The organism is Escherichia sp. KTE96, assembly GCF_000408525.1.
Classification (GTDB): Bacteria; Pseudomonadota; Gammaproteobacteria; order Enterobacterales; family Enterobacteriaceae; genus Escherichia; species Escherichia marmotae.
Map to the genome: position 1 here is coordinate 64206 of NZ_KE137149.1, position 22245 is coordinate 86450.

The following is a 22245-nucleotide window of genomic DNA, read 5'->3' on the forward strand; positions in this document are numbered from 1 at the left end:
CCGCATCCGGCATTTGAGCGGATGCCTGATGCGACGCTGGTTGCGTCTTATCAGGCCTACTCTCCGCTTTTTATTTTCCCCACAAACGCCGCGAAAAATCTTCAATCTTGCCGCTAAGTCGGCGCTTCTGCATCGTCCGCGTCCAGCTTTTCGACAGCCCGGCAGCGGAGAGTAAACGGTGATACTGCTCATCATCAAACGGCATATGCCACGCAATGGCTATTGCCTCCTGCACGGTGACATCACTGACGCGGGAAACCAACTCCAGCGGCGCATCTGCAGATATCAACCCCGGCGCAATCACGCTATATAACCAGCCAGTTTTTCCGGCATTTTGCATCAACTGCGCCATATCGCTGATGTCAAAATGATAATTGAGTTTAAAGCACGGTGACCGCGGTTGGGTAACCTGAATCAAAGCCTCGCCCCAGCGGAAAATATCGCCAATATAAACATTGCTTTCCGTCAGACCGTCGGTTGAGAGGTTTTCACCAAACGCAGGCGCAACAAACAAATCCGCCTGTTCCGGAAATTCCCGCGCCCAATAAAGATAATGTTCACGAGGATAGTGACACAGCGCCCTGTCTGGTCCGCCATGAATTTTCTTCTCTGCCTGCTCGTCACCTTCCAGCCCCAGCTCTGTCAACATCAACTCGCCATCGACCTGGATTTTCGCAATCGCACTTGGACGGCTTTCCGGATATTCCCGAACCTTGCCTGCGTATACATCAACTGGATATCGCATCTGTTCCCTCTCCACCGAGAAATTTCCCCATTAGACCATATTTATTTTACGTCAGGCGCGCAAAATGAGAGCACGGTTCACATGATGACGCCTTAGAAATGTTATCAATGAGATGAATTTGAAACGCCATTTCATTATAAGGAGTGTTCAACGTGACCGAGCAAACACAGTTTTCTGGCGTCTGGTGTCCTTCCATTACGCCAATGGATAAAGACGGTAATGTGGATCTTAACGGGCTGAAGCGACATCTGCAGCGATTAACGGAAGCCAACATTGATGTGATATTGCTGATGGGCAGCATTGGTGAATTTGCCTCTTTCACCCTCGAAGAGAGACTCATGCTTATCCGCGAGGCGCGTACCATGAGCACATTAAAAATGGTCGCTAACGTTTCTTCCACCTGCACTCACGATGTACTGGTGATGGCACAAGAAGCGTATCGCACAGGCTATGATGCAGTGATGATCCTGCCGCCTTACTACTACGGCCAGACGGCGAAGCAATTATTAAGCTATTTCCGCCATCTGGGTCGCGAGTTACGGGGAAAATGGTTCGCATATAACTTCCCGGCGCGGACCGGTTGTGATTTAACCCCAGACCTGGTCGCCACGCTGGCGAGTGAATTTCCTCACTTTGCCGGGATTAAAGACACTGTCGATTGCCAGTCACACACCCGCAGCATGATTCAGGCAACACAGTCTGTTCGTTCTGATTTTGCTGTACTTTCGGGCTATGACGAGTATTACATTCCTAATCTGCTAGCCGGTGGCGCGGGGATAATATCCGGCCTGAACAACGTTATGCCGGAACTGTTTGTCGAAGCCCGTGAAGCCTTCAAACGCGGCGACCTGGCGGCTTTACAAGAGATTCAGCAACAGATTGGCACTTATATGTCCATCTACGCCATTGGTGAGGATTTTGTCACTACTATCAAGACGGTGGTATCGCGTAAGTTTGGTTATTGCACTGGAGTATCACGCAATGCGGGTGGCGAGTTAAGCGAAAGTGAATGTCGAACAATTGACGAGGTCTTTGTCAGATAACGCAAGAAGCCGGATGACGACAAACCATCCGGCCCCTTGATTTAAATGGATGGGGGATTATTTCACCGCACCTAATATTTCGATCTTCGCCACTCTGGCTTTAACTTTACGCGACCAGACAGAAGTCAAAATCGGCACCAGAATCGAAGTCACAATCACCGACGTTGCCACCAGTGAGGTTGCTGCTGGAGCCATAGGTTTAAAGGCCGGGATCATTTCTGCAATCAGTACCGGCGTAGCCACCGCAGCACCGGCAGAACTGGAAGCCGCAATTCCGGCAGTACCATCGCCACTACCAATCAACTTATCAGCAATAATCAATGGAATACCGGTCACGACAATCACTGCCACACCCAGCAAGATCCCCAGCAAACCAGTCTGAGCAATCACGGTTAAATCAATGGTATTGCCCAATGCAAAGGCAAAGAACGGGATCAGCGTCTGGACTGCTTTGCTGAAAAATTCTCGCAACTCAGGGTCAAGATTCCCTAACGCAAAGCCTACGAGGAAAGGTAATACCGCACCGACAAAAACATGCGGTTCGAACGAGGCAATTCCGGCGGTTCCCAGAATAATCATCGTCATGAGCGGCCCGGACTCCAGCGACATCAACACAAACGCTCCAGCCTCTTCTTTGGTGCCATACTGTTGCATGATCGAAGCGTAAAGCCCGCCGTTGGTCATATCCATTGCCGCCACCAGCGCCAGCGTTGAAAGTCCGGCAAAGAATCCGACTTCAACGCCATGTTCGGGAATAATGCGCGAGGCAATTGCCGCAACCACCCATGCAACAGCAATTTTGGTTACCACCAACGTGCCGGATTTACGCAACACCGTTCCCGTCGCGCTTAATTTGATCGACGCCCCCATGCAGAAAAACCACACCGCCAGAATCGGCACCGTGCCGGTAATCATCCCGTTAGTGAATGAGCCAAAGTATTTTCCCGCCCCTGGCGAGAAGGTGTGACACAGTGCGCCAAGGAACAACGGGATGAGCATCATCCCCCCTGGGATTTTCTCTATCGTGCGTTTTATCTGCATTTTCATCACCTATCGGCATATTTTTATAGGCTGATGCATACGTCCTTCACGGTGCATCAGTGTTGATGGAAACGAAGATAGACATTCAACAGAGCAATAAAAGTGATCAAAACCACACCAATTGAAACGTTGTTTTATTTTTATAGGATCATTGTTTTTATTTTGAAATTGATCACAAAAAAACCACCGCTATCTGCGATGGTTTGTTTTTTATGCTGGCAAATGGCGTTAACGCCTCATTGCAGCAGGCAATATGCGATTATTTTTTCGCGGCGAAACGTGCCGCTGCTTCGTCCCAGTTCACCACGTTCCAGAACTCTTTAATGTAGTCCGGACGGCGGTTCTGGAATTTCAGGTAGTAAGCGTGTTCCCACACATCCAGACCCAGAATAGGGAAGCCGGAAGCGCCAGAGATAGCTTCGCCCATCAGCGGGGAGTCCTGGTTAGCAGTAGAAACCACCGCCAGTTTATCGCCTTTCAGCACCAGCCATGCCCAGCCGGAACCAAAGCGGGAAGCTGCCGCTTTCTCAAATTCTGCTTTGAAGTTATCAACGGAACCGAAATCACGTTCGATAGCCGCTTTCAGATCGCCCTGCAGGGTGGTGCCTTTTTTCAGGCCTTTCCAGAACAGGCTGTGGTTAGCATGGCCGCCTGCGTTGTTGCGCAAAACGGTTTTCTTGTCTGCTGGCAGTTGATCCAGCTTAGTGATCAGCTCTTCAACCGGCAGGTTGGCAAATTCTGGCAGGCTTTCCAGCGCCGCGTTAGCGTTGTTGACGTAGGCCTGATGGTGTTTGGTGTGGTGGATTTCCATGGTCTGCTTATCGAAGTGCGGTTCCAGGGCATCGTAAGCATACGGCAGGGATGGCAGGGTGTAGCTCATATTCATCTCCAGTATTGTCGGGCGGCCGATTGTTAATGCCGCGTAAGCAGTTGGTTCATTATAGTTAATTAAATGATATTGAAAATGATTATCAATGCCGTACTTTTCGTAAGGATATGGTTTTGCAGGAAAATGCCAGAGATGTGAGCCAAATCACCCACTTAATGCCGTGATTGCCAGTAAATCGGCAACGGCGGCAACAGGCGAAAGGTTAATCGACAGCACGATTTTTACACTCATCTCGTCGGAGATGTGACGCGACGAAAAATGATGAGGATAAGAAAATGAGTAACGCGATTACGATGGGGATTTTTTGGCATTTGATCGGCGCGGCCAGTGCAGCCTGTTTTTACGCTCCGTTCAAAAAAGTAAAAAAATGGTCATGGGAAACCATGTGGTCAGTCGGTGGAATTGTCTCGTGGATTATTCTGCCGTGGGCTATCAGCGCCATGCTACTACCTGATTTCTGGGCATATTATAGCTCGTTCAGCCTCTCTACCTTGCTGCCGGTATTTTTGTTTGGTGCAATGTGGGGGATTGGTAATATCAACTACGGCCTGACCATGCGTTATCTCGGCATGTCGATGGGGATAGGTATCGCCATTGGCATTACGTTGATCGTCGGTACACTGATGACGCCAATTATCAACGGCAATTTCGATGTGTTAATTAATACCGACGGTGGGCGAATGACGTTGCTCGGCGTGCTGGTAGCGCTGATTGGCGTGGGAATTGTGACCCGCGCCGGGCAATTGAAAGAGCGCAAAATGGGCATTAAAGCCGAAGAGTTCAACCTGAAAAAAGGGCTGGTACTGGCGGTGATGTGCGGCATTTTCTCTGCAGGGATGTCCTTTGCGATGAACGCCGCAAAACCAATGCATGAAGCGGCTGCCGCGTTGGGTGTTGATCCATTGTATGTCGCTCTGCCAAGCTATGTTGTCATCATGGGCGGCGGCGCGATTATTAACCTCGGTTTCTGTTTTATTCGTCTGGCAAAAGTGAAAGATTTGTCGCTAAAAGCCGACTTCTCGCTGGCAAAACCGCTGATCATTCACAACATATTGCTCTCGGCGCTGGGCGGTTTGATGTGGTATCTGCAATTCTTTTTCTATGCCTGGGGTCACGCCCGCATTCCGGCGCAATATGACTACATCAGTTGGATGCTGCATATGAGTTTCTACGTTCTGTGCGGCGGTATCGTCGGTCTGGTTCTGAAAGAGTGGAACAATGCGGGTCGCCGTCCGGTAACGGTGTTGAGCCTCGGCTGTGTGGTGATTATTGTCGCCGCCAACATCGTTGGTATGGGCATGGCGAATTAATCTTTCTGGGAACAGAGATGACGCCACTGGCTGGGCGTCATCCCGGTTTCCCGGGTAAACACCACCGAAAAGTAGTTGCTGTCTTCAAAGCCACATTCTGTCGAGATATCACTGATTAACAGGCGGCTATGCTGGAGAAGATATTGCGCATGGCACACTCTGACCTGCCGCAGATATTGATTGATGGTCATGCCGGTCTGCTGGCGAAATTGCTGACGCAGGACGCGTTCACTGCACGATGCCTCATCACAAAATTTATCCAGCGCAAAGGGACTTTTCAGGCTGGCCGCCAGCCGGGTAATCAGCTTATCCAGCAACGTTTCGCTGGATGTTGGCGGCAACGAATCACTGGTGTAACGATGACGCTTCAAAAGCATCACCAACTGCCCAAACAGTAACTCCGCCATCTCGTTGGCGAACGGTGCATGCTGACTGCTTTCGTGCTCAAGCTGACCGATAACCTGCCGCGCCTGTGCCATGCCTACGCTACCTAAACGCCAGTGTGATTGTCCTGCGCTAGCGTTAAATCCCGGAATCGCCCCCTGCCAGTCAAGACTAAGCGTCAGTCGCTCCGGGCAATAAATAATGTTCTGCAACACCAGATCGTTAACAGAAGCGTAGGAGTGTTTATCATCAGCGTGAATATAAAAGAGATCGCCACGGGTAATGCGATAAGGGCGATCGTTGAGCACATGCAGACCATTACCGCGCCAGACGATCACCAGTTCACAAAAATCATGTGTATGTTCGGCAAAGACATCCTGCGGATAACGGTCAGCAACAGCGACCGCCTGCTGTTCGCTGGCAAAAAAATCTTTTTTGCGAAGGATTAACTGATGAACCACCGTGCCACCTCAGCCAGAAAACGCATTTGATTATTCATAATCTGGCGTGGAAATACGTTGAGAAGATTCGCGTTATTGCAGAAAACCATCCCGCCCCTGGCGAATATCACGCGGTGACCAGTTAAACTCACGGCGAAACAGCGTCGAAAAGTGGTTACTGTCGCTGAATCCGCAGCGATATGCGATTTCGGTCACGCTGGCCTCGCTATGACGTAACAGATGACGCGCCTTCACCAACCGTAAACGGTTAAGGTAACGCTGGGGAGTCAAACCGGTTTGCTGTTTTAGCTGACGATGCAAAGTGCGTAGTGACAGAGAAAACTTATCCGCCACCGTTTCCCAATTCACCTCGTCGGCAAAATGCTCCTCCAGCCAGGCCAGGAGCAAGTTCAGACGTGATTCACGACTTTCCATACTCTCCTGCAAACTGTTTTTACGCAGCAAGAGCAGTAATTGCATAAACAAAATCTCGCGACTGGCTTTCGAGGGTAAATCACTCGCCCTTTCATGCTGTTCCAGTTGCGAAACCAGTTGCCGCACCTGCTGCAATACGCTTTGGCTCACGCGCCAGTGAGACGGATATTGCCCGTCCAGCTCTTGCGGAAGAAGCTGATGCAGCCCGGCGAGAAACTGAAATCGATCCGGTGAGCGATACAGCACATTGGTCAAACACAGATTGTCCGTATGTTCGTATAAATGCCGATCATGATCGCGCACGAAGCAGATTGTGCCACCGGAGATGGTATAAGGCTGCCCATTGAAAATGTGGATACCCGTGCCATATTCAACAATCACAATCTCATGAAAATCATGGTGATGCTCAGGGAAATCAGCTTGCGGAAGCCGGGGTTCTATCGCCACGGACGCGTGACCAGACGGAAAAAAATCCACACTTTGTAATACGGTCATACTGGCCTCCTGATGTCATCAACATGGCGGAATAGTAATCAAGCGGTTTGGTTCTTACCTTAAATTTTTGACGGCAAAACTCGTAAAAAATGTCGATTTTTCAAGATACAGCGTGAATTTTCAGGAAATGCGGCAAACATCACACCACCACAATTCAGAAAATTGTGAACGCTATCACGTTCATCTTTCCCTGGTTGCCAGTGGTGTATTTTCCTGTCAGTAACAAGAAGGTAGCGAACTCGGGCGCTTTTTAGACTGGTCGTAATGAAATTCAGCAGGATCACATTATGACCTTTCGCAATTGTGTCGCCGTCGATCTCGGCGCATCCAGTGGGCGAGTTATGCTGGCGCGTTACTCCCGTGAATGTCGCAGCCTGACGCTGCGTGAAATCCATCGATTTAACAATGGACTGCATAACCGGAACGGCTATGTCACCTGGGATGTGGATAGCCTGGAGAGCGCCATTCGCCTTGGGCTAAACAAGGTTTGTGAGGAAGGGATTCGTATCGATAGCATCGGTATTGATACCTGGGGCGTGGACTATGTACTACTCGACCAACACGGTCAGCGCGTGGGTCTGCCTGTTGCTTATCGAGATAGCCGCACCAGTGGTCTGATGGCGCTGGCACAACAGCAATATGGAAAGCGCGATATTTATCAGCGTAGCGGCATTCAGTTTTTGCCCTTCAATACGATCTATCAGCTACGTGCGCTGACAGAGCAACAACCCGAACTTATTCCACACATTGCTCACGCTCTGCTAATGCCGGATTACTTTAGTTATCGCCTGACCGGCAAAATGAACTGGGAGTACACAAACGCCACCACCACGCAACTGGTCAATATCAATAGCGATGACTGGGATGACTCCCTGCTGGCGTGGAGCGGTGCCAACAAAGCCTGGTTTGGCCGCCCGACGCATCCGGGCAATGTCATTGGTCACTGGATTTGTCCGCAGGGTAATGAAATTCCTGTGGTCGCCGTTGCCAGCCATGATACCGCCAGCGCGGTTATCGCTTCGCCGTTAAACGGATCACGCGCCGCTTACCTCTCCTCCGGAACCTGGTCATTGATGGGCTTCGAAAGCCAGACGCCATTCACCAATGATGCGGCGCTGGCAGCCAACATCACCAATGAAGGCGGTGCGGAAGGCCGCTATCGGGTGCTGAAAAATATTATGGGCTTATGGCTGCTTCAGCGGGTGCTTCAGGAGCGGCAAATCAACGATCTCCCGGCACTTATCGCTACGACACAGGCGCTTCCGGCCTGCCGCTTCATCATCAATCCCAATGACGATCGCTTTATTAATCCTGACGCGATGTGCAGCGAAATTCAGACTGCGTGTCGGGAAACGGCGCAACCGATCCCAGAAAGTGATGCTGAACTGGCGCGCTGTATTTTCGACAGTCTGGCAGTGCTGTATGCCGATGTGCTGCATGAACTGGCACAGCTACGCGGTGAAGATTTCTCGCAACTGCATATTGTCGGCGGCGGCAGCCAGAACGCACTACTCAACCAGTTGTGCGCCGATGCCTGCGGTACTCGGGTGATCGCCGGGCCTGTAGAAGCTTCAACGCTCGGCAATATCGGCATCCAGTTAATGGCGCTGGATGAACTCAACAATGTGGATGATTTCCGTCAGGTGGTAAGCGCCACTGCGAATCTGACCACCTTTACCCCTAATCCTGACAGTGAAATTGCCCACTATGTGGCGCAGTTTCGCTCTACACGACAGACTAAGGAGCTTTGCGCATGACCACTCAACTGGAACAGGCCTGGGAACTGGCGAAACAGCGTTTCGCGGCGGTAGGGATTGATGTCGAGGAGGCACTGCGCCAACTTGATCGCTTACCCGTTTCAATGCACTGCTGGCAGGGCGATGATGTTTCTGGTTTTGAAAACCCGGAAGGTTCGCTGACTGGAGGGATTCAGGCCACCGGCAACTACCCGGGAAAAGCGCGCAATGCCGAAGAGCTGCGTGCCGATTTGGAACAGGCTATGCGGCTGATTCCGGGGCCGAAACGGCTTAATTTACATGCGATCTATCTGGAGTCAGACACGCCAGTCTCGCGTGACCAAATCAAACCTGAACACTTCAAAAACTGGGTTGAATGGGCGAAAGCTAATCAACTCGGTCTGGATTTTAACCCTTCCTGTTTCTCGCATCCGCTAAGCGCCGATGGCTTTACGCTCTCACATGCCGACGACCGCATTCGCCAGTTCTGGATTGATCATTGTAAGGCCAGCCGCCGCGTTTCGGCCTATTTTGGCGAACAACTCGGCACGCCATCAGTGATGAACATCTGGATCCCGGATGGCATGAAAGATATCACCATTGACCGCCTTGCCCCGCGCCAGCGTTTGCTGGCAGCACTGGATGAAGTGATCAGCGAAAAGCTGGATCCGGCGCACCATATCGACGCCGTAGAGAGCAAATTGTTTGGCATTGGCGCGGAGAGCTATACGGTTGGCTCTAATGAGTTTTATATGGGTTATGCCACCAGCCGCCAGACTGCGCTGTGCCTGGATGCCGGACACTTCCACCCGACTGAAGTCATTTCCGACAAGATTTCCGCCGCCATGTTGTATGTGCCGCAGTTGCTGCTGCACGTCAGCCGCCCGGTACGCTGGGACAGCGATCACGTCGTGCTGCTGGATGATGAAACCCAGGCGATCGCCAGCGAGATCGTCCGTCATGACCTGTTTGACCGGGTACATATCGGCCTCGACTTCTTTGATGCCTCCATCAACCGCATTGCCGCGTGGGTCATTGGTACACGCAATATGAAAAAAGCTCTGCTGCGTGCGTTGTTAGAACCGACAGCCGAACTGCGCAAGCTGGAAGCGGCAGGCGATTACACCGCGCGACTGGCGTTGCTGGAAGAGCAGAAATCGTTGCCGTGGCAGGCGGTATGGGAAATGTATTGCCAGCGTCATGATACGCCAGTGGGTAGCGAGTGGCTGGAAAGCGTGCGGGCTTATGAAAACACGATTTTGCGTCAACGCGGGTAAATACCGCTGAATGCGGCACAAGTGACTTATCCGATCTACAGGTCAGCAACAGTTATATGCCTGATAAGACGTATCAGGCATTGAGTGCCGGATGCGGCACAAGTGCCTTATCCGGCCTACAGGTCGTGCATCCGACAACACCGAATTTACAGGAACACAGAACATGCAAAACATTACCCAGTCCTGGTTTGTCCAGGGAATGATCAAAGCCACCACCGATGCCTGGCTGAAAGGTTGGGACGAGCGCAACGGCGGCAACCTGACGCTGCGCCTGGATGACGCCGATATCGCGCCTTATCACGACAATTTCCATCCACAACCGCGCTATATCCCGCTCAGTCAGCCAATGCCTTTACTGGCAAATACACCGTTTATCGTCACCGGTTCCGGCAAATTCTTCCGTAACGTCCAGCTCGATCCCGCTGCCAATTTAGGCATCGTAAAAGTCGACAGCGACGGTGCGGGCTACCACATTCTCTGGGGGCTAACCAACGAAGCCGTTCCGACCTCCGAACTTCCGGCTCATTTCCTCTCCCACTGCGAACGCATTAAAACCACCAACGGTAAAGATCGGGTGATCATGCACTGCCATGCCACCAACCTCATCGCCCTCACCTATGTGCTGGAAAACGACACGGCGGTTTTCACCCGCCAACTGTGGGAAGGCAGCACCGAGTGCCTGGTGGTATTCCCGGATGGTGTCGGCATTCTGCCGTGGATGGTGCCAGGCACGGACGAAATCGGCCAGGCCACCGCGCAAGAAATGCAAAAACATTCACTGGTACTCTGGCCATTCCACGGCGTCTTCGGCAGCGGTCCGACGCTGGACGAAGCGTTTGGCCTGATCGATACCGCAGAAAAATCGGCGGAAGTGTTGATAAAAGTGTATTCGATGGGCGGCATGAAACAGACCATCGGCCGTGAGGAGTTGATAGCCCTCGGCAAACGTTTCGGCGTTACGCCACTGGCTAGCGCGCTGGCGCTGTAAGGAGTAAACATGATCCGCAAAGCCTTTGTTATGCAGGTAAACCCCGACGCCCACGACGAGTATCAACGTCGGCATAACCCGATCTGGCCGGAACTGGAAGCGGTATTGAAATCCCACGGCGCGCACAACTACGCTATCTATCTCGATAAAGCGCGAAATTTGCTGTTTGCCAGCGTGGAAATTGAATCTGAAGAACGCTGGAATGCGGTTGCCAGCACTGACGTTTGCCAACGTTGGTGGAAATATATGACCGACGTTATGCCCGCTAATCCGAATAACAGCCCGATCAGTAGCGAGCTACAAGAAGTGTTTTATCTGCCGTAATCCATTGCGGTGCCGGACCCCCCTCCGACACCGTAATTACAACTGATTAATATAGATTTTGCTAACGCAATTTATCCAACATCTCCCTGGTCAATTAAAAACGCCAGCTCACACCAGTGACAAACATAAAACTCTCATAACGATCGATCATTGGGCTGTCGGTAATCTCGTCCGGCAGCTTCTGCCAGAAACGCACTTCTGCTGGCGTAATCAGGATGATTGCGCACGTAGGTATCAATCTTGTTCAGTAACCCTTTCGGCATTGTAATATTGATTCGTTCAGCCCGACCTTCGAACTGATTCATATTGATATCTACCAGCAGCCATTGCCCGCCAATAAAGTCCTGCACCCGCTGAGCCAGATGTTTTGGTAGCAATCACGATAGCGCGATTTATATAGGCCGTCAGGTGGATAAAGTTGACTCAGGAATGTCGCTCGGAAGAAGAATAATGGTGTGCAGTAACTTGTTGAAAAGATGCGAGGATACTCGCAATTTAGTTCAATAAATATTCAGCTATTCAAGACGTAAACATTTGAACCGATAAGACGCGCAAGCGTCGCAGATAGTGATAACGTGCGCGTTGCTTATGCCGGATGCGGCGTGAACGCCTTATCCGGCCTACAAAATCATGCAAATTCAATATATTGCATGAGCCATGTAGGCATGATAAGACGCGCAAGCGTCGCATCAGGCAATGAATACCCGATGCAACCCGTTTTTCACATCAGAACAGCCCCAACGGTTTATCCGAGTAGCTCACCAGCAGACACTTAGTTTGCTGATAATGCTCCAGCATCATCTTATGGGTTTCACGCCCAATACCCGACTGCTTGTAGCCGCCAAACGCCGCATGTGCCGGGTAAGCGTGATAACAGTTGGTCCACACGCGCCCAGCCTGAATGCCGCGCCCCATCTTATAGGCCAGATTGCCGTTACGACTCCAGACGCCTGCGCCCAGGCCATATGGCGTATCGTTGGCAATCTCCAGCGCCTCGTCCATCGTCTTAAATGTCGTCACCGCCAGCACCGGGCCAAAAATCTCTTCCTGGAAGACGCGCATATTATTCTGACCAAACAGGATCGTCGGTTCGAGGTAGTAGCCGTCTTTCAGTTCCCCTTCCAGTAGCTTACGCCGCCCGCCGGTAAGCACATCCGCACCCTCTTTTTTACCGATATCAATGTAATTGAGGATGGTTTCCAGTTGTCCGTGAGAAACCTGCGCGCCCATTTGCGTCACGCTGTCGAGCGGGTTACCGCTACGAATGCTTTCAACACGACGGATGGCGCGTTCCATAAAGCGTTCGTAGATAGACTCCTGCACTAAAGCACGACTCGGACAGGTACAGACTTCGCCCTGGTTGAAGGCGAACAGCGCAAAGCCCTCCAGCGCCTTGTCGAAGAAAGCATCTTCTTCATCCATGACATCAGCAAAGAATATATTTGGCGATTTACCGCCCAGCTCCAGCGTCACCGGAATAATGTTCTGGGTAGCGTACTGCATAATCTGCTGACCGACTTCCGTTGAGCCGGTAAATGCCACTTTAGCAATGCGTTTTGAGGTCGCCAGATATTCGCCAATCTCGCCACCTGCGCCGTTGACCACGTTGACTACGCCTGGCGGCAGTAAATCACCCACGATTTCCATCAGCAACAGCACCGAAAGTGGAGTGAGTCGCGCCGGTTTCAGCACCACACAGTTGCCCGCCGCCAGCGCCGGAGCCATTTTCCAACTCGCCATCAACAGCGGGAAGTTCCACGGGATAATTTGCCCCACCACACCTAACGGTTCGTGGAAGTGATAAGCCACGGTTTCGCTATCCACTTCACTGATCCCGCCTTCCTGCGCCCGAATACACGAAGCGAAATAGCGGAAATGGTCAATTGCCAGCGGCACATCGGCAGCACTGGTTTCACGAATGGGCTTGCCGTTATCCCAGGTTTCTGCCGTCGCCAACAGTTCCAGATTTTGCTCCATCCGATCGGCAATCTTAAACAGAATCGCCGCACGATCCTGCACCGAGGTATGCGCCCATTTATCTTTCGCTTTATGGGCTGCATCCAGCGCCAGATCGATATCGCGTTTGCCCGAAGACGCCACTTCGCACAGAAGCTGCCCGGTCACTGGCGTCAGGTTCTGGTAGTACTCGCCGTCGGCGGGCGCGACCCATTCGCCGCCGATAAAGTTGTCATAGCGGGTTTTTAACTTGAGTGGGAAACCATATTCGCCGGGCTTAATCTGTGCTGAAGGGGGATTGTTGGTCATGGTAGTCTCCTTGCTGTGTGAGGTATAACAAGGGTAGACATGGTTGGTGAAATCTTCGCCAGCCGGTGATAGCTTTACGACGGCAATCACAAATTTACGGGCAAGGATTACAGAGATAGTTGATAAAAAATGGCTGACAATTTGCCAGCCGTTACGGGAAGGTGATTACATCGCAGCGCGATAAATCGCCATAATTTCTTCGTGAGTTGCCTGAATCGGGTTAGTAAAACCGCAGGCGTCTTTCAGGGCATTGGTCGCCAGCACCGCAAAATCTTCCTCTTTTACGTTCAGGTCACGCAGACCCGCAGGGATATTCACTTTCTTCGCCAGTTCACGAATAGCGTTAATGCAGGCTTCTGCACCTTCCGCGTCGTTTTTACCCGTCACGTTCACGCCCATTGCCGCCGCGCAGTCACGCAGACGCGCACCGGCAACTTTGCTGTTGAACACCTGAACATGCGGCAGCAGAACGGCATTGCATACGCCGTGCGGCAGGTTGTAGAAACCGCCTAACTGGTGCGCCATCGCATGAACATACCCCAGAGAGGCATTGTTGAACGCCATACCCGCGAGGAACTGAGCGTAGGCCATTGCTTCACGCGCTTTAACGTTGCTGCCATCTTCTACTGCTACTGGCAGGTTTTCGGCAATCATGGTCACTGCTTTCAATGCGCAAGCGTCGGTGATCGGCGTTGCCGCAATAGAAACATACGCTTCGATGGCGTGCGTTAAGGCGTCCATCCCGGTAGCGGCAGTCAGTGATTTCGGCATACCGATCATCAGCGAGGAGTCATTGACAGAAAGCAGCGGAGTCACGTGTTTATCCACAATCGCCATTTTGATGTGACGCGCTTCGTCGGTGATGATGCAGAAACGGGTCATTTCAGACGCAGTGCCCGCAGTGGTATTGATGGCAATCATCGGCAACTGCGGTTTTGCAGAGCGATCAACGCCTTCGTAATCGCGAATATCACCACCGTTGGCTGCCACCAGCGCAATACCTTTTGCGCAGTCGTGCGGAGAACCACCACCTAAGGAAATCACGCTATCACAATTATTTTCTTTTAGTAATTTCAAACCTGCCGCGACGTTTTCCGTGGTTGGGTTCGGCTGGGTGCCATCATAAATAACGCTAAAAATATTGCGTTCTTCCAGTGCTTTTTGCACATCACCCGCCATGCCTAATTTCGTTAACATATTGTCAGTAACAATTAATGTACGGCGAAATCCATATTCTGCCATCATATTCATTGCATCATTCAATGAATCAGCACCGATGACATTCACTGAAGGAATAAAAAAGGTTGAAGCTGCCATAAAACACTCCGGGAAGAGTAAAAAGGGCTGGCAGATTACAAAGTATTTTCATTCGAAAATATGATCGACATTCCCGTTTATTAAAATATTTTTAATAAAAAGCACGTTATATTCACCATACAACGTGCTTCCTTAATATTAATAAGAATTTTGTATTAATTCATATTTATTATGAATTAATCATTTCCTTATTTTTCGGGAAATAATAATGCGTCACGTAATAAATGATCATTTCCACGGCGACGCGTAAAGCCAATCCGGTCAAAATATTCCAGAATTTGAATCGCCAGTTTTCGGCCAACGCCTAAGCGATCGCGGAAATCCGCCGCGCAGGTCGAGCCACACTCCTGATCGAGATCACGGATCATATTGGCAAACTCGACAATTCGATCATTGCGATAATAACGATCTTTGACGATCGCCGTAATTATCCCCTGCTGTGCCGCCTGGCGCAGCGTCAGGCGCATTGCCTGCTCGTCGGTTCCCGTCTCTTTTGCCAGGTCGCGTACCCACCACGGCTCGTCGCCAAACAGCGGTTCCACTTTTTGCCAGATAGCCTGCTGCTCTTCGCTAAATCCGGCTTTGTGATCCGGCAGATGCAGCCAGCCGTGATGGCTGTGGATCTCGCCGCTTTCGCGCATCTTTTCAATCAGCAACAGTACCAGGGCTTCATCTTCCATCGGCAACGCCATGCGCCGCAGACGTTCGCGTCCCGGCCCTGGTTCGTCGCGATGCTGTTCATGATAAGCCGCTAATGTGTCGAGAATTTTACGCTGCCAGCGAGCAGCAACCGGTGCATTCAGCAAGCTATAACCGGCCTGAATATAGCCCGGCTGTTGCAGCAATTCGCGCATCCCTTCGCCGTTGAGCTGACGCGCCCATGCAAAATCCGCGAGATTCACCGCACCGCGCTCCAGGTGAACAGCCAGCGCTTCGGTATCATTCTGCACCCGTGCCAGTGACGTCAGCCATTGCAGATATTCCGGCTTACGTTTACCGCGGCGCGGCGGGTTGAGCATCACCACGCGGGCACCCGCCAGCGTGTTGCGGGCCGAGATATCGCGCAGTACTAAGCGATCGTTATCCGCCAACCACAACGGCGTGTCGAACACCAGTTCAGCAAGGTTATCTTCCAGCAGCGAAACGCGCCCCGTAACGTGGCTGGCGGCGTGGTGAATATGCAGCGGCTGCCACTGGGTCAGCGGCGTATGGGTTTGAAGCTCGACAATCACCCGCGTGAACGGATCTGGCGGCACATCTGCCAGCAGCCAGTCGCCTCGATTAATCTGTTCTTTCTCCGCATCACCGGCGATATTAAGCGCAATACGCTGCCCGGCATGGGCGGTTTCTGTTGGTTGATTTTGCGCATGGAGAGCACGCACGCGCATCGGTTTATTTACCCCCGTCAACCATAATGAATCGCCAACATTCACTTCCCCACTTAACGCCGTACCCGTCACCACCAGCCCGGCACCTTTTACGGTAAAAGCACGGTCGATAGCGAGGCGGAAACTGTGCTGACTGGCGTGTTCACGTTCCGGCAACTGAAGCAGATGTTCACGCAGAGCATCAATTCCCCTTCCTTCAGTCGCTGCGGTGACAAACAGTTTTGCCTCAGCAAAACCGTATTTCCGCAGCACCTCCTTTACCTGGCGTTCAACCTCATCAACGCGCGCTTCGTCCACGCGATCGGCTTTGGTCAGCGCGACCGTCAGCATCGGGTTACCGGTAAGCTGCAAAATCGCCAGATGCTCACGGGTCTGTGCCATCACGCCGTCATCGCACGCCACCACTAACAGCGCATGATCGATACCACCAACGCCCGCCAGCATGTTGGAAAGAAACTTTTCATGGCCGGGAACATCAATAAATCCAGGAACGCGTCCATCCGGCTGCGGCCAGTAGGCATAGCCGAGATCGATGGTCATACCGCGCTTTTTTTCTTCCGGCAGACGGTCGGCATTTACGCCAGTAATCGCCTGTAATAATGTCGTTTTGCCGTGGTCAACGTGTCCGGCAGTCGCAATAATCATTTCAACAACATCTCCAAAAACCGTTGCTCATCTTCAAGGCAGCGTAAATCCAGCCACAGACGCCCGTCGTAAATGCGGCCAATCACTGGCACCGGCAATTCACGCCAGCGGGCGGCTAATGCCTCAAGGTGGCTACCGCGTCCATCATGAGGTGTAAACGTTAATGCCGCGCTCGGCAGGCGATCAACAGGCAGCGAACCACTGCCGATCTGCGACAAGCATGGCATAACTTGTACCGCAAACTCCGCGCCGTAATGTGCGGCAAGGGGAGCCTGTAAACGTTGCGCCTGGATTTGAATGACCTCTGCGCTGCGGGTAAGCAGACGCAGGGTCGGTAATTTTTCTGTCAGAGCCTCAGGGTGTAAATAAAGACGCAGCGTGGCTTCCAGCGCCGCGAGAGTCATTTTATCTGCGCGTAATGCACGCTTCAGCGGGTGACTTTGCAGCCGGGCGATCATCTCTTTTTTACCGACGATAATCCCTGCCTGTGGCCCGCCTAACAGCTTGTCGCCGGAGAAGCTCACGAGGCTGACGCCCGCGGCAATCAACTCCTGTGGCATCGGCTCTTTCGGCAAACCGTACTGGCTAAGATCGACCAGCGAACCGCTGCCTAAATCAGCCACTACTGGAACATCCAGCTCTCTACCGAGCACCACCAACTCCGCTTCGTCTACCGCTTTGGTGAACCCCTGAATGCTGTAGTTACTGGTATGCACCTTCATCAACAGCGCGGTATTTTCATTCACCGCCTGACGATAATCATTAGCGTGGGTACGGTTGGTGGTTCCTACTTCATGCAGGGTACAGCCTGCCTGACGCATTACGTCAGGGATACGAAACGAGCCACCAATCTCCACCAGTTCACCGCGAGAAACCACCACCTCTTTGCCGCTGGCAGTTGCTGCCAGCATTAACAGCACCGCCGCCGCATTGTTATTGACGATGCAGGCATCTTCCGCACCAGTAAGGCGGCACAACAACTGTGCCAGCGCGCGATCGCGATGCCCACGTCCGGCGTCATCCAGATCATATTCCAGCGTCACCGGTGAACGCATAACTTGCGCAACAGCTTCCACCGCCGCTTCCGCCTGCAATGCCCGACCAAGATTAGTATGCAGCACCGTTCCCGTCAGGTTGATCACCGGACGCAGCACGCTCTGCGCCTCTTTCGCCAGTCGGGCATTGACTTCTTGCGCCCAGTTCTCACACCACGCGGGTAGCGTCTGACTGTCGCGAATTACTTCTCGCGCTTCGTCAAGCATCTGACGCAGCAACTCCACCACGCGAGTGTGGCCATAAGTATCACGTAAAGAAAGGAAGGAACTATCACGCAATAAGCGATCAATAGCGGGAAGCTGACTATAGAGGGAACGCGTTTCGGTTGTCATAGGAAACCAGGCTCATCAAGGCCCTCTCACACGGAGAAGGGCGTTTAACATAACCGCAGATTGTAACGTGAGAAGTGTCTGGAGGACATATCGCGCATCAAGCCTTTGGCGGTTCGGTGCGAGCGAAGCTTTCGCGGCTAAAGAGATTCTCGACCAGTTTGACTAAGTGTGGGCGGTCCACACACCAGCCCGGCGCAACGCGGCGGAAATTGAGATACCCGACGGCACAGGCAATAGCGATAGTCGCCAGATTGACCGTATCGGTTTTGAGCGTGCCATCGACCAGATATCCTTCCAGCACATCCAGACTGCGGTTGATTTTCTCCCGCTGGCGTAACAGCTCATCTTCAGACTGCTGCGCCGCCGGGCGCGCCTGCTCACGCACCGAAGCCAGCCCGGCATCCATAATGCCATCTGCCAACGCCTCAATCTTACGCACTCGCAACGACTCTAGCGGATCGCGCGGCAGCATCGCCGGAGCAACGTTCATTAATTCGATATATTCGGCAATGATTGGCGAATCAAACCAGCATTCGCCCTCTTCGGTCACCAGCACCGGCACTTTCCCTAACGGGTTAAATTTCGCCACGCCGTTGTCTACGTTATAGGGCAGTTCATTGATAAATTCGAAAGTAATGCCCTTTTCTAACAACAGAATAGAAAGTTTGCGTACAAACGGGCTGGTGTAGCTACCGATGAGTTTCATTATGTTTCCTTTTTGTTAACAAAATATGAGTATGACCCAGGGTTAAAAAAAAGGGCAGATGTTATTGATATGAGCGTGATGACAAACACAAGATGGCCCGATACGTACACATACCGGGCCTTGTAAATGAAACGATCTTTTTAAATATCAGAATGAATAGCGGATATTCGCATTGATAGCATTATCGACGTTGTACTTACCAAATGCTGATTTCTCAACGGTCAGGCCGATACGGGTATTGTCTTTAATGCGTGTATCAATCCCAATGTTGGCTAACATACGACCATCTTTACCGTTGTACACGGTGGACTCACCAGCAAAATCACGATACGTAGTGGTGCCAGAATTCCGCAGGTCAAACTGATAACTTAAACCTGCCTTCGCTGTAACCTGCCAGTCGTGACCATCCAGCGTTTTTCCGAATTCCACACCAGTACGGCCAATCAGGGGGTTTGCCGTTTTACGCTTCATGCTGATATCCATGCCGTTGTATTGCCAGTTAAAGGTATTGCCTGACAACGTGCCGTAGACCAGTTCAACCTGCGGTTCAATAAAGACATCAGGCTTCCACTGATAGCGCCAGCCGGTTTCTGCGCCTAAATACCAGGAGTGGGCAGTATCGTCTGCCTTACCAAGCCCTAATGTTTGCATTGTGTAATCGTCACGATGGTGGACATATTTTCCGACCACATCAATATACAATCCTGAATCAAACAGGGTGGATGCGTATAAACCGCCGCCTACAGAGCGGGTTTTCCCCTGGTAACTTTCGCCACTGGCTTTGCTGTCAGTAACAGTCATCATGATACCTGTAAAAAGATCGCCTCCATCAAAGTGATGTTTTTTGTCGGCACCAATTTGCAGATGCATGTGGCGATCAGAGAATCCCCCCTCACCTGAACCAGAAGTGGTCATAAACCGTGCCCAGGCACCGGCTTCTCCTTGGGTATCGCGTAGATCACCCATACGTCGGTTAAGGTTATTCACCTCAGATAGGAAGTTTCTGTACCGGATATCCATAAAGCGCTGACTTTCACTGAGTGCAGCATTATTACGCTGAACATCGAATCCTTTCAGACGCCACTGTGTGGCACTGTCAGTATTTACCACCTCAATATCAGGGGTCATTGAGTGAAAACCCATTTGTTGAGTCACAGTTTTAAACGCCTGGGTATTGTTGGTTCCATTTTCTGCCGTGATCAACGGAATATCACCGACAGACATTTCGTTAAGCGGTTTAGTCGGTTTCACATACAGAATATTGTTCTCTGCGATTAACTTATCAACAACCGTAATATTTAGCCGGACTCTCAAAAAATGCATGGAACTAAAACGGGTCTATTTACAGATATACAAGCACATCTTATTTCATTCGAAACTTCAAAAGTTACTTTGGTATTACACCGAAACAGTTTTCTCTCAAGATAAAAAGAAAAAATTAAATGTCCACTTTCTGGTATCAGGGGAGCGTTTATATGCTCAGTGGACTAGACAAAAAGGACACGAGTTTCGCAGGCCGAACAGCGAATACTCATGTCCTGTATTTGCAACTTTTTTAGCTCTCAACCACATTTATGCGACTCAATACCCAACATTCAATGATCCAAATAAAGATAATGCATCCAACTGGTCATTCTCAGCAGCACCTTACGCATCACCGAAACATGGCTGAAATGGTCGGAGTAAACCGCCACCTGGGCGTAGATGCCATCAGGTAAAGCATCAATATCAGCGTTAGGGTCCAGTTCGATGGTTCCCAGCACACCGTCAGTTCCAGGCACGACCGTTAATGATTGCAGTACCCCCTGCGCCTGGTACGAACCTCCAGGCACCACCGGCAAGATACTGGTCAGTTTGCCGTGGAATACCTGCCCCGGCAGCGCGTTAAATACCACTTCCGCATCATCGCCGGGTTTCAGACGCAACAGCGAGTTTTGCCGGAACTGGGCGACAATTTGCCGTTTTTGCTCAGGGATAAAGACCATCACCGGACGCAGCGGCAAAGCTGCCGCGTAAGTGCCTGGACGGATTAGCACCTGAGTAACATAGCCATTGCTCGGTGCACGAATAATGGTCTGCTCAAGGTTATATTTCGCTTCGGTAAGTTGCGCCCTTAAGCTGACAATCTGCGACTGCTCGCCGTTGACCATGCTGTCGAGTTGGCTCTGGATCTGCGCCTGCTCCGCCACGGAACCTTTCACCAGCGCATCCTGGGCGAGAAAATTTTGCCGCGCGTCGTCGATGTCACGTTCCGAAAACGGATTCACCGCCGCCTGGCTACCTTTCAGGTAACGTTGATAATTTTTAAACAGCCGGTCGCGCTCCGCTGAAACCTGAGTGGTGTTAGCCTGCGCTTCAGTGAGCTGCGCTTGCAGCGTCTTAATATTATGTGTCGCCGTCATCAGGTCGGCCTGAAGTCGGTCTACCCGCGCCTGATAACGCACCGGGTCGAGCTTAAAAAGCACCTCGCCCTTTTGAATAAGCTGATTATTTTTGTCCGTGACTTCAGTAACAATCCCTGTGACCTGGGGCGTGATGGGGATGGCAATCACCGCCTTTTGCGCCATAAAGGTGTAGGGATGGTTATAGTTCATCAATAAAATCAAACCACTCACCAGAAACACGCCACCGAGCGCCGCCGTCGCCAGCGTCCACTGATTCACCGGAATACGGAAGATTTTAAATATCGCCCACGCCAGCGCCACGTAAGTTAAGACAATCAATAGATCCATGATTAGATCTCCGGAAACGTGGAGTAGTCAGGTTTTTTCTCAGCAGCGAGTTGCTGCTCCAGCCGGGAGATGCGATCAGAAAGCGCGGCAATTTCTGGGTCAGGCGTTTTCTCTTGCGGTGTAATATGCGACTGCATCCCCCAGCCGCGCTCCGGTTGGTAAAGCGTGGCCCAGATCCACAGGAACGGCCAGATAATGTGGAGCGTAAATAAGCTGACCCACCCTGCGGTATGAATGGCGTCGGCATGAGGATGGTTGCGTTTTTTGGCAATCAAATAGGGGATGTCATGTATCGCGATGATTCCATAAAAGATCACCAGAAAGACGAAAATCAGCACTCCCAACGCGAAATAGTTTAGAAACATAGCTGCCTCGGATTCACGCTTATCAGAGTTGTTATGGGCTGGCAGCCAGATGGGCGTCGGGCTGATTATTTGACAATAATCCGGGTTTGCGATTCTCGCCATCACACCGAAGAATAATTTTAAGCGGTGATGAGTTACTCAGTGACATAGCGGCCTTAAGGCAGAGCCAGAACATGCCGTAGATCACACCGGGTGAACGACTTAAGAAAATATCTTGTGATTTAGATCACAAAAATTCAACAAACTATCAAATAAAAAACGTGACAAACCTCACATTTAAATGCCATTTTTAGCGAAAATCACCGCCTTGTTGTTTTTTTACACAAGTGTTT

At 51.3% G+C, this 22245-nt stretch carries 19 protein-coding genes and 3 pseudogenes; 7 read left to right on the plus strand and 15 right to left on the minus strand.

The window, feature by feature from the left end; all coding sequences use genetic code 11:
• Positions 1-70 precede the first annotated feature (70 nt).
• Positions 71-745: a 6-hydroxyaminopurine reductase gene (gene yiiM, locus A1WG_RS13905; protein WP_001270231.1), complete on the minus strand. Its 675-nt coding sequence runs from the start codon at positions 743-745 to the stop codon at positions 71-73.
• Between the two features lie 152 nt (positions 746-897).
• On the opposite strand from yiiM, the gene A1WG_RS13900 reads away from it, so the two are divergent.
• Complete coding sequence (locus A1WG_RS13900; RefSeq protein WP_000139749.1) at positions 898-1788, plus strand: dihydrodipicolinate synthase family protein; 891 nt, start codon at positions 898-900, stop codon at positions 1786-1788.
• Positions 1789-1845: 57 nt separating this feature from the next.
• Here A1WG_RS13900 and kdgT read toward each other — a convergent pair whose 3' ends face one another.
• Together kdgT and sodA are read right to left on the minus strand one after the other, a co-directional pair.
• Positions 1846-2829 carry a 2-keto-3-deoxygluconate transporter gene (gene kdgT / locus A1WG_RS13895; protein ID WP_001517489.1) on the minus strand — a complete coding sequence of 328 codons (984 nt, stop codon included), beginning with the start codon at positions 2827-2829 and terminating at the stop codon, positions 1846-1848.
• A gap of 259 nt (positions 2830-3088) precedes the next feature.
• Positions 3089-3709: a superoxide dismutase [Mn] gene (gene sodA / locus A1WG_RS13890; RefSeq protein WP_001517488.1), complete on the minus strand. Its 621-nt coding sequence runs from the start codon at positions 3707-3709 to the stop codon at positions 3089-3091.
• Between the two features lie 284 nt (positions 3710-3993).
• On the opposite strand from sodA, the gene rhaT reads away from it, so the two are divergent.
• Positions 3994-5028 carry an L-rhamnose/proton symporter RhaT gene (gene rhaT / locus A1WG_RS13885; RefSeq protein ID WP_001517487.1) on the plus strand — a complete coding sequence of 345 codons (1035 nt, stop codon included), beginning with the start codon at positions 3994-3996 and terminating at the stop codon, positions 5026-5028.
• Here rhaT and rhaR read toward each other — a convergent pair.
• Together rhaR and rhaS are read right to left on the minus strand one after the other, a co-directional pair.
• Positions 5025-5873: an HTH-type transcriptional activator RhaR gene (gene rhaR, locus A1WG_RS13880; RefSeq protein ID WP_001517486.1), complete on the minus strand. Its 849-nt coding sequence runs from the start codon at positions 5871-5873 to the stop codon at positions 5025-5027. The genes rhaT and rhaR overlap by 4 nt on opposite strands.
• Before the next feature lie 72 nt (positions 5874-5945).
• Positions 5946-6782 (minus strand): HTH-type transcriptional activator RhaS, encoded by an 837-nt coding sequence (rhaS, locus tag A1WG_RS13875; RefSeq protein WP_001517485.1) that lies wholly within the window; start codon positions 6780-6782, stop codon positions 5946-5948.
• Positions 6783-7069: 287 nt separating this feature from the next.
• Here rhaS and rhaB point away from each other — a divergent pair, with 287 nt between their 5' ends.
• The 4 genes from rhaB (at position 7070) to rhaM (ending at position 11107) form a co-directional block, all read left to right on the plus strand.
• A complete protein-coding gene (rhaB, locus tag A1WG_RS13870; protein WP_001517484.1) occupies positions 7070-8539 on the plus strand; it encodes a rhamnulokinase in 1470 nt (489 codons plus the stop codon).
• Positions 8536-9795 carry an L-rhamnose isomerase gene (rhaA, locus tag A1WG_RS13865; RefSeq protein ID WP_001517483.1) on the plus strand — a complete coding sequence of 420 codons (1260 nt, stop codon included), beginning with the start codon at positions 8536-8538 and terminating at the stop codon, positions 9793-9795. The genes rhaB and rhaA overlap by 4 nt, the downstream gene beginning before the upstream one ends.
• Before the next feature lie 163 nt (positions 9796-9958).
• Positions 9959-10783: a rhamnulose-1-phosphate aldolase gene (rhaD, locus tag A1WG_RS13860; RefSeq protein WP_001517482.1), complete on the plus strand. Its 825-nt coding sequence runs from the start codon at positions 9959-9961 to the stop codon at positions 10781-10783.
• A 9-nt stretch (positions 10784-10792) separates the two neighbouring features.
• Positions 10793-11107, plus strand: coding sequence for an L-rhamnose mutarotase (rhaM, locus tag A1WG_RS13855; protein WP_000619483.1), 315 nt, complete (start codon positions 10793-10795; stop codon positions 11105-11107).
• Between the two features lie 94 nt (positions 11108-11201).
• On the opposite strand, the pseudogene A1WG_RS25085 reads toward rhaM, so the two are convergent.
• The 8 genes and pseudogenes from A1WG_RS25085 to A1WG_RS13825 form a co-directional block, all read right to left on the minus strand.
• Positions 11202-11294, minus strand: a pseudogene (locus tag A1WG_RS25085) (MipA/OmpV family protein); the annotation flags it as partial.
• Positions 11275-11472 (minus strand): annotated as a pseudogene (locus A1WG_RS0121665) (type II toxin-antitoxin system HicB family antitoxin); the annotation flags it as partial. The pseudogenes A1WG_RS0121665 and A1WG_RS25085, both read right to left, overlap by 20 nt.
• Positions 11473-11833: 361 nt before the next feature.
• On the minus strand, positions 11834-13372 hold the full coding sequence (gene aldB / locus A1WG_RS13850; protein ID WP_001517481.1) for an aldehyde dehydrogenase AldB: 1539 nt from the start codon (positions 13370-13372) through the stop codon (positions 11834-11836).
• 165 nt (positions 13373-13537) lie between these two features.
• On the minus strand, positions 13538-14689 hold the full coding sequence (gene yiaY / locus A1WG_RS13845) for an L-threonine dehydrogenase (RefSeq protein ID WP_000741511.1): 1152 nt from the start codon (positions 14687-14689) through the stop codon (positions 13538-13540).
• 188 nt (positions 14690-14877) lie between these two features.
• Positions 14878-16722, minus strand: coding sequence for a selenocysteine-specific translation elongation factor (gene selB, locus A1WG_RS13840; RefSeq protein WP_001517480.1), 1845 nt, complete (start codon positions 16720-16722; stop codon positions 14878-14880).
• The gene (selA, locus tag A1WG_RS13835; protein ID WP_001517479.1) at positions 16719-18110 is read right to left on the minus strand and encodes an L-seryl-tRNA(Sec) selenium transferase; all 1392 of its coding nucleotides are present in this window, start codon (positions 18108-18110) and stop codon (positions 16719-16721) included. The genes selB and selA overlap by 4 nt, the downstream gene beginning before the upstream one ends.
• A gap of 97 nt (positions 18111-18207) precedes the next feature.
• Positions 18208-18816, minus strand: a complete 609-nt coding sequence (locus A1WG_RS13830; RefSeq protein ID WP_001517478.1) for a glutathione S-transferase — start codon at positions 18814-18816, stop codon at positions 18208-18210.
• 147 nt (positions 18817-18963) lie between these two features.
• A complete protein-coding gene (locus tag A1WG_RS13825; RefSeq protein ID WP_001517477.1) occupies positions 18964-20139 on the minus strand; it encodes an autotransporter outer membrane beta-barrel domain-containing protein in 1176 nt (391 codons plus the stop codon).
• Between the two features lie 26 nt (positions 20140-20165).
• Here A1WG_RS13825 and A1WG_RS24510 point away from each other — a divergent pair.
• Positions 20166-20258 (plus strand): annotated as a pseudogene (locus tag A1WG_RS24510) (AraC family transcriptional regulator); the annotation flags it as partial.
• Positions 20259-20411: 153 nt separating this feature from the next.
• Here the strand turns inward: A1WG_RS24510 and A1WG_RS13820 are convergent.
• Positions 20412-21548 (minus strand): HlyD family secretion protein, encoded by a 1137-nt coding sequence (locus tag A1WG_RS13820; RefSeq protein WP_001517476.1) that lies wholly within the window; start codon positions 21546-21548, stop codon positions 20412-20414.
• Positions 21549-21550: 2 nt separating this feature from the next.
• Positions 21551-21913, minus strand: coding sequence for a DUF3302 domain-containing protein (locus tag A1WG_RS13815; RefSeq protein WP_001517475.1), 363 nt, complete (start codon positions 21911-21913; stop codon positions 21551-21553).
• Positions 21914-22245 lie beyond the last annotated feature (332 nt).

What these genes read in the sequence shown, in the direction of transcription:
- sodA (WP_001517488.1), bottom strand. Translation starts at nt 3,709, where the DNA reads ATGAGCTACACCCTGCCATCCCTGCCGTATGCTTACGATGCCCTGGAA.
- selA (WP_001517479.1), bottom strand. Translation starts at nt 18,110, where the DNA reads ATGACAACCGAAACGCGTTCCCTCTATAGTCAGCTTCCCGCTATTGAT.
- aldB (WP_001517481.1), bottom strand. Translation starts at nt 13,372, where the DNA reads ATGACCAACAATCCCCCTTCAGCACAGATTAAGCCCGGCGAATATGGT.
- A1WG_RS13825 (WP_001517477.1), bottom strand. Translation starts at nt 20,139, where the DNA reads ATGCATTTTTTGAGAGTCCGGCTAAATATTACGGTTGTTGATAAGTTA.
- rhaT (WP_001517487.1), top strand. Translation starts at nt 3,994, where the DNA reads ATGAGTAACGCGATTACGATGGGGATTTTTTGGCATTTGATCGGCGCG.
- rhaS (WP_001517485.1), bottom strand. Translation starts at nt 6,782, where the DNA reads ATGACCGTATTACAAAGTGTGGATTTTTTTCCGTCTGGTCACGCGTCC.
- A1WG_RS13830 (WP_001517478.1), bottom strand. Translation starts at nt 18,816, where the DNA reads ATGAAACTCATCGGTAGCTACACCAGCCCGTTTGTACGCAAACTTTCT.
- A1WG_RS13820 (WP_001517476.1), bottom strand. Translation starts at nt 21,548, where the DNA reads ATGGATCTATTGATTGTCTTAACTTACGTGGCGCTGGCGTGGGCGATA.
- rhaM (WP_000619483.1), top strand. Translation starts at nt 10,793, where the DNA reads ATGATCCGCAAAGCCTTTGTTATGCAGGTAAACCCCGACGCCCACGAC.
- A1WG_RS13815 (WP_001517475.1), bottom strand. Translation starts at nt 21,913, where the DNA reads ATGTTTCTAAACTATTTCGCGTTGGGAGTGCTGATTTTCGTCTTTCTG.
- yiiM (WP_001270231.1), bottom strand. Translation starts at nt 745, where the DNA reads ATGCGATATCCAGTTGATGTATACGCAGGCAAGGTTCGGGAATATCCG.
- selB (WP_001517480.1), bottom strand. Translation starts at nt 16,722, where the DNA reads ATGATTATTGCGACTGCCGGACACGTTGACCACGGCAAAACGACATTA.
- kdgT (WP_001517489.1), bottom strand. Translation starts at nt 2,829, where the DNA reads ATGCAGATAAAACGCACGATAGAGAAAATCCCAGGGGGGATGATGCTC.
- rhaB (WP_001517484.1), top strand. Translation starts at nt 7,070, where the DNA reads ATGACCTTTCGCAATTGTGTCGCCGTCGATCTCGGCGCATCCAGTGGG.
- rhaA (WP_001517483.1), top strand. Translation starts at nt 8,536, where the DNA reads ATGACCACTCAACTGGAACAGGCCTGGGAACTGGCGAAACAGCGTTTC.
- yiaY (WP_000741511.1), bottom strand. Translation starts at nt 14,689, where the DNA reads ATGGCAGCTTCAACCTTTTTTATTCCTTCAGTGAATGTCATCGGTGCT.
- rhaD (WP_001517482.1), top strand. Translation starts at nt 9,959, where the DNA reads ATGCAAAACATTACCCAGTCCTGGTTTGTCCAGGGAATGATCAAAGCC.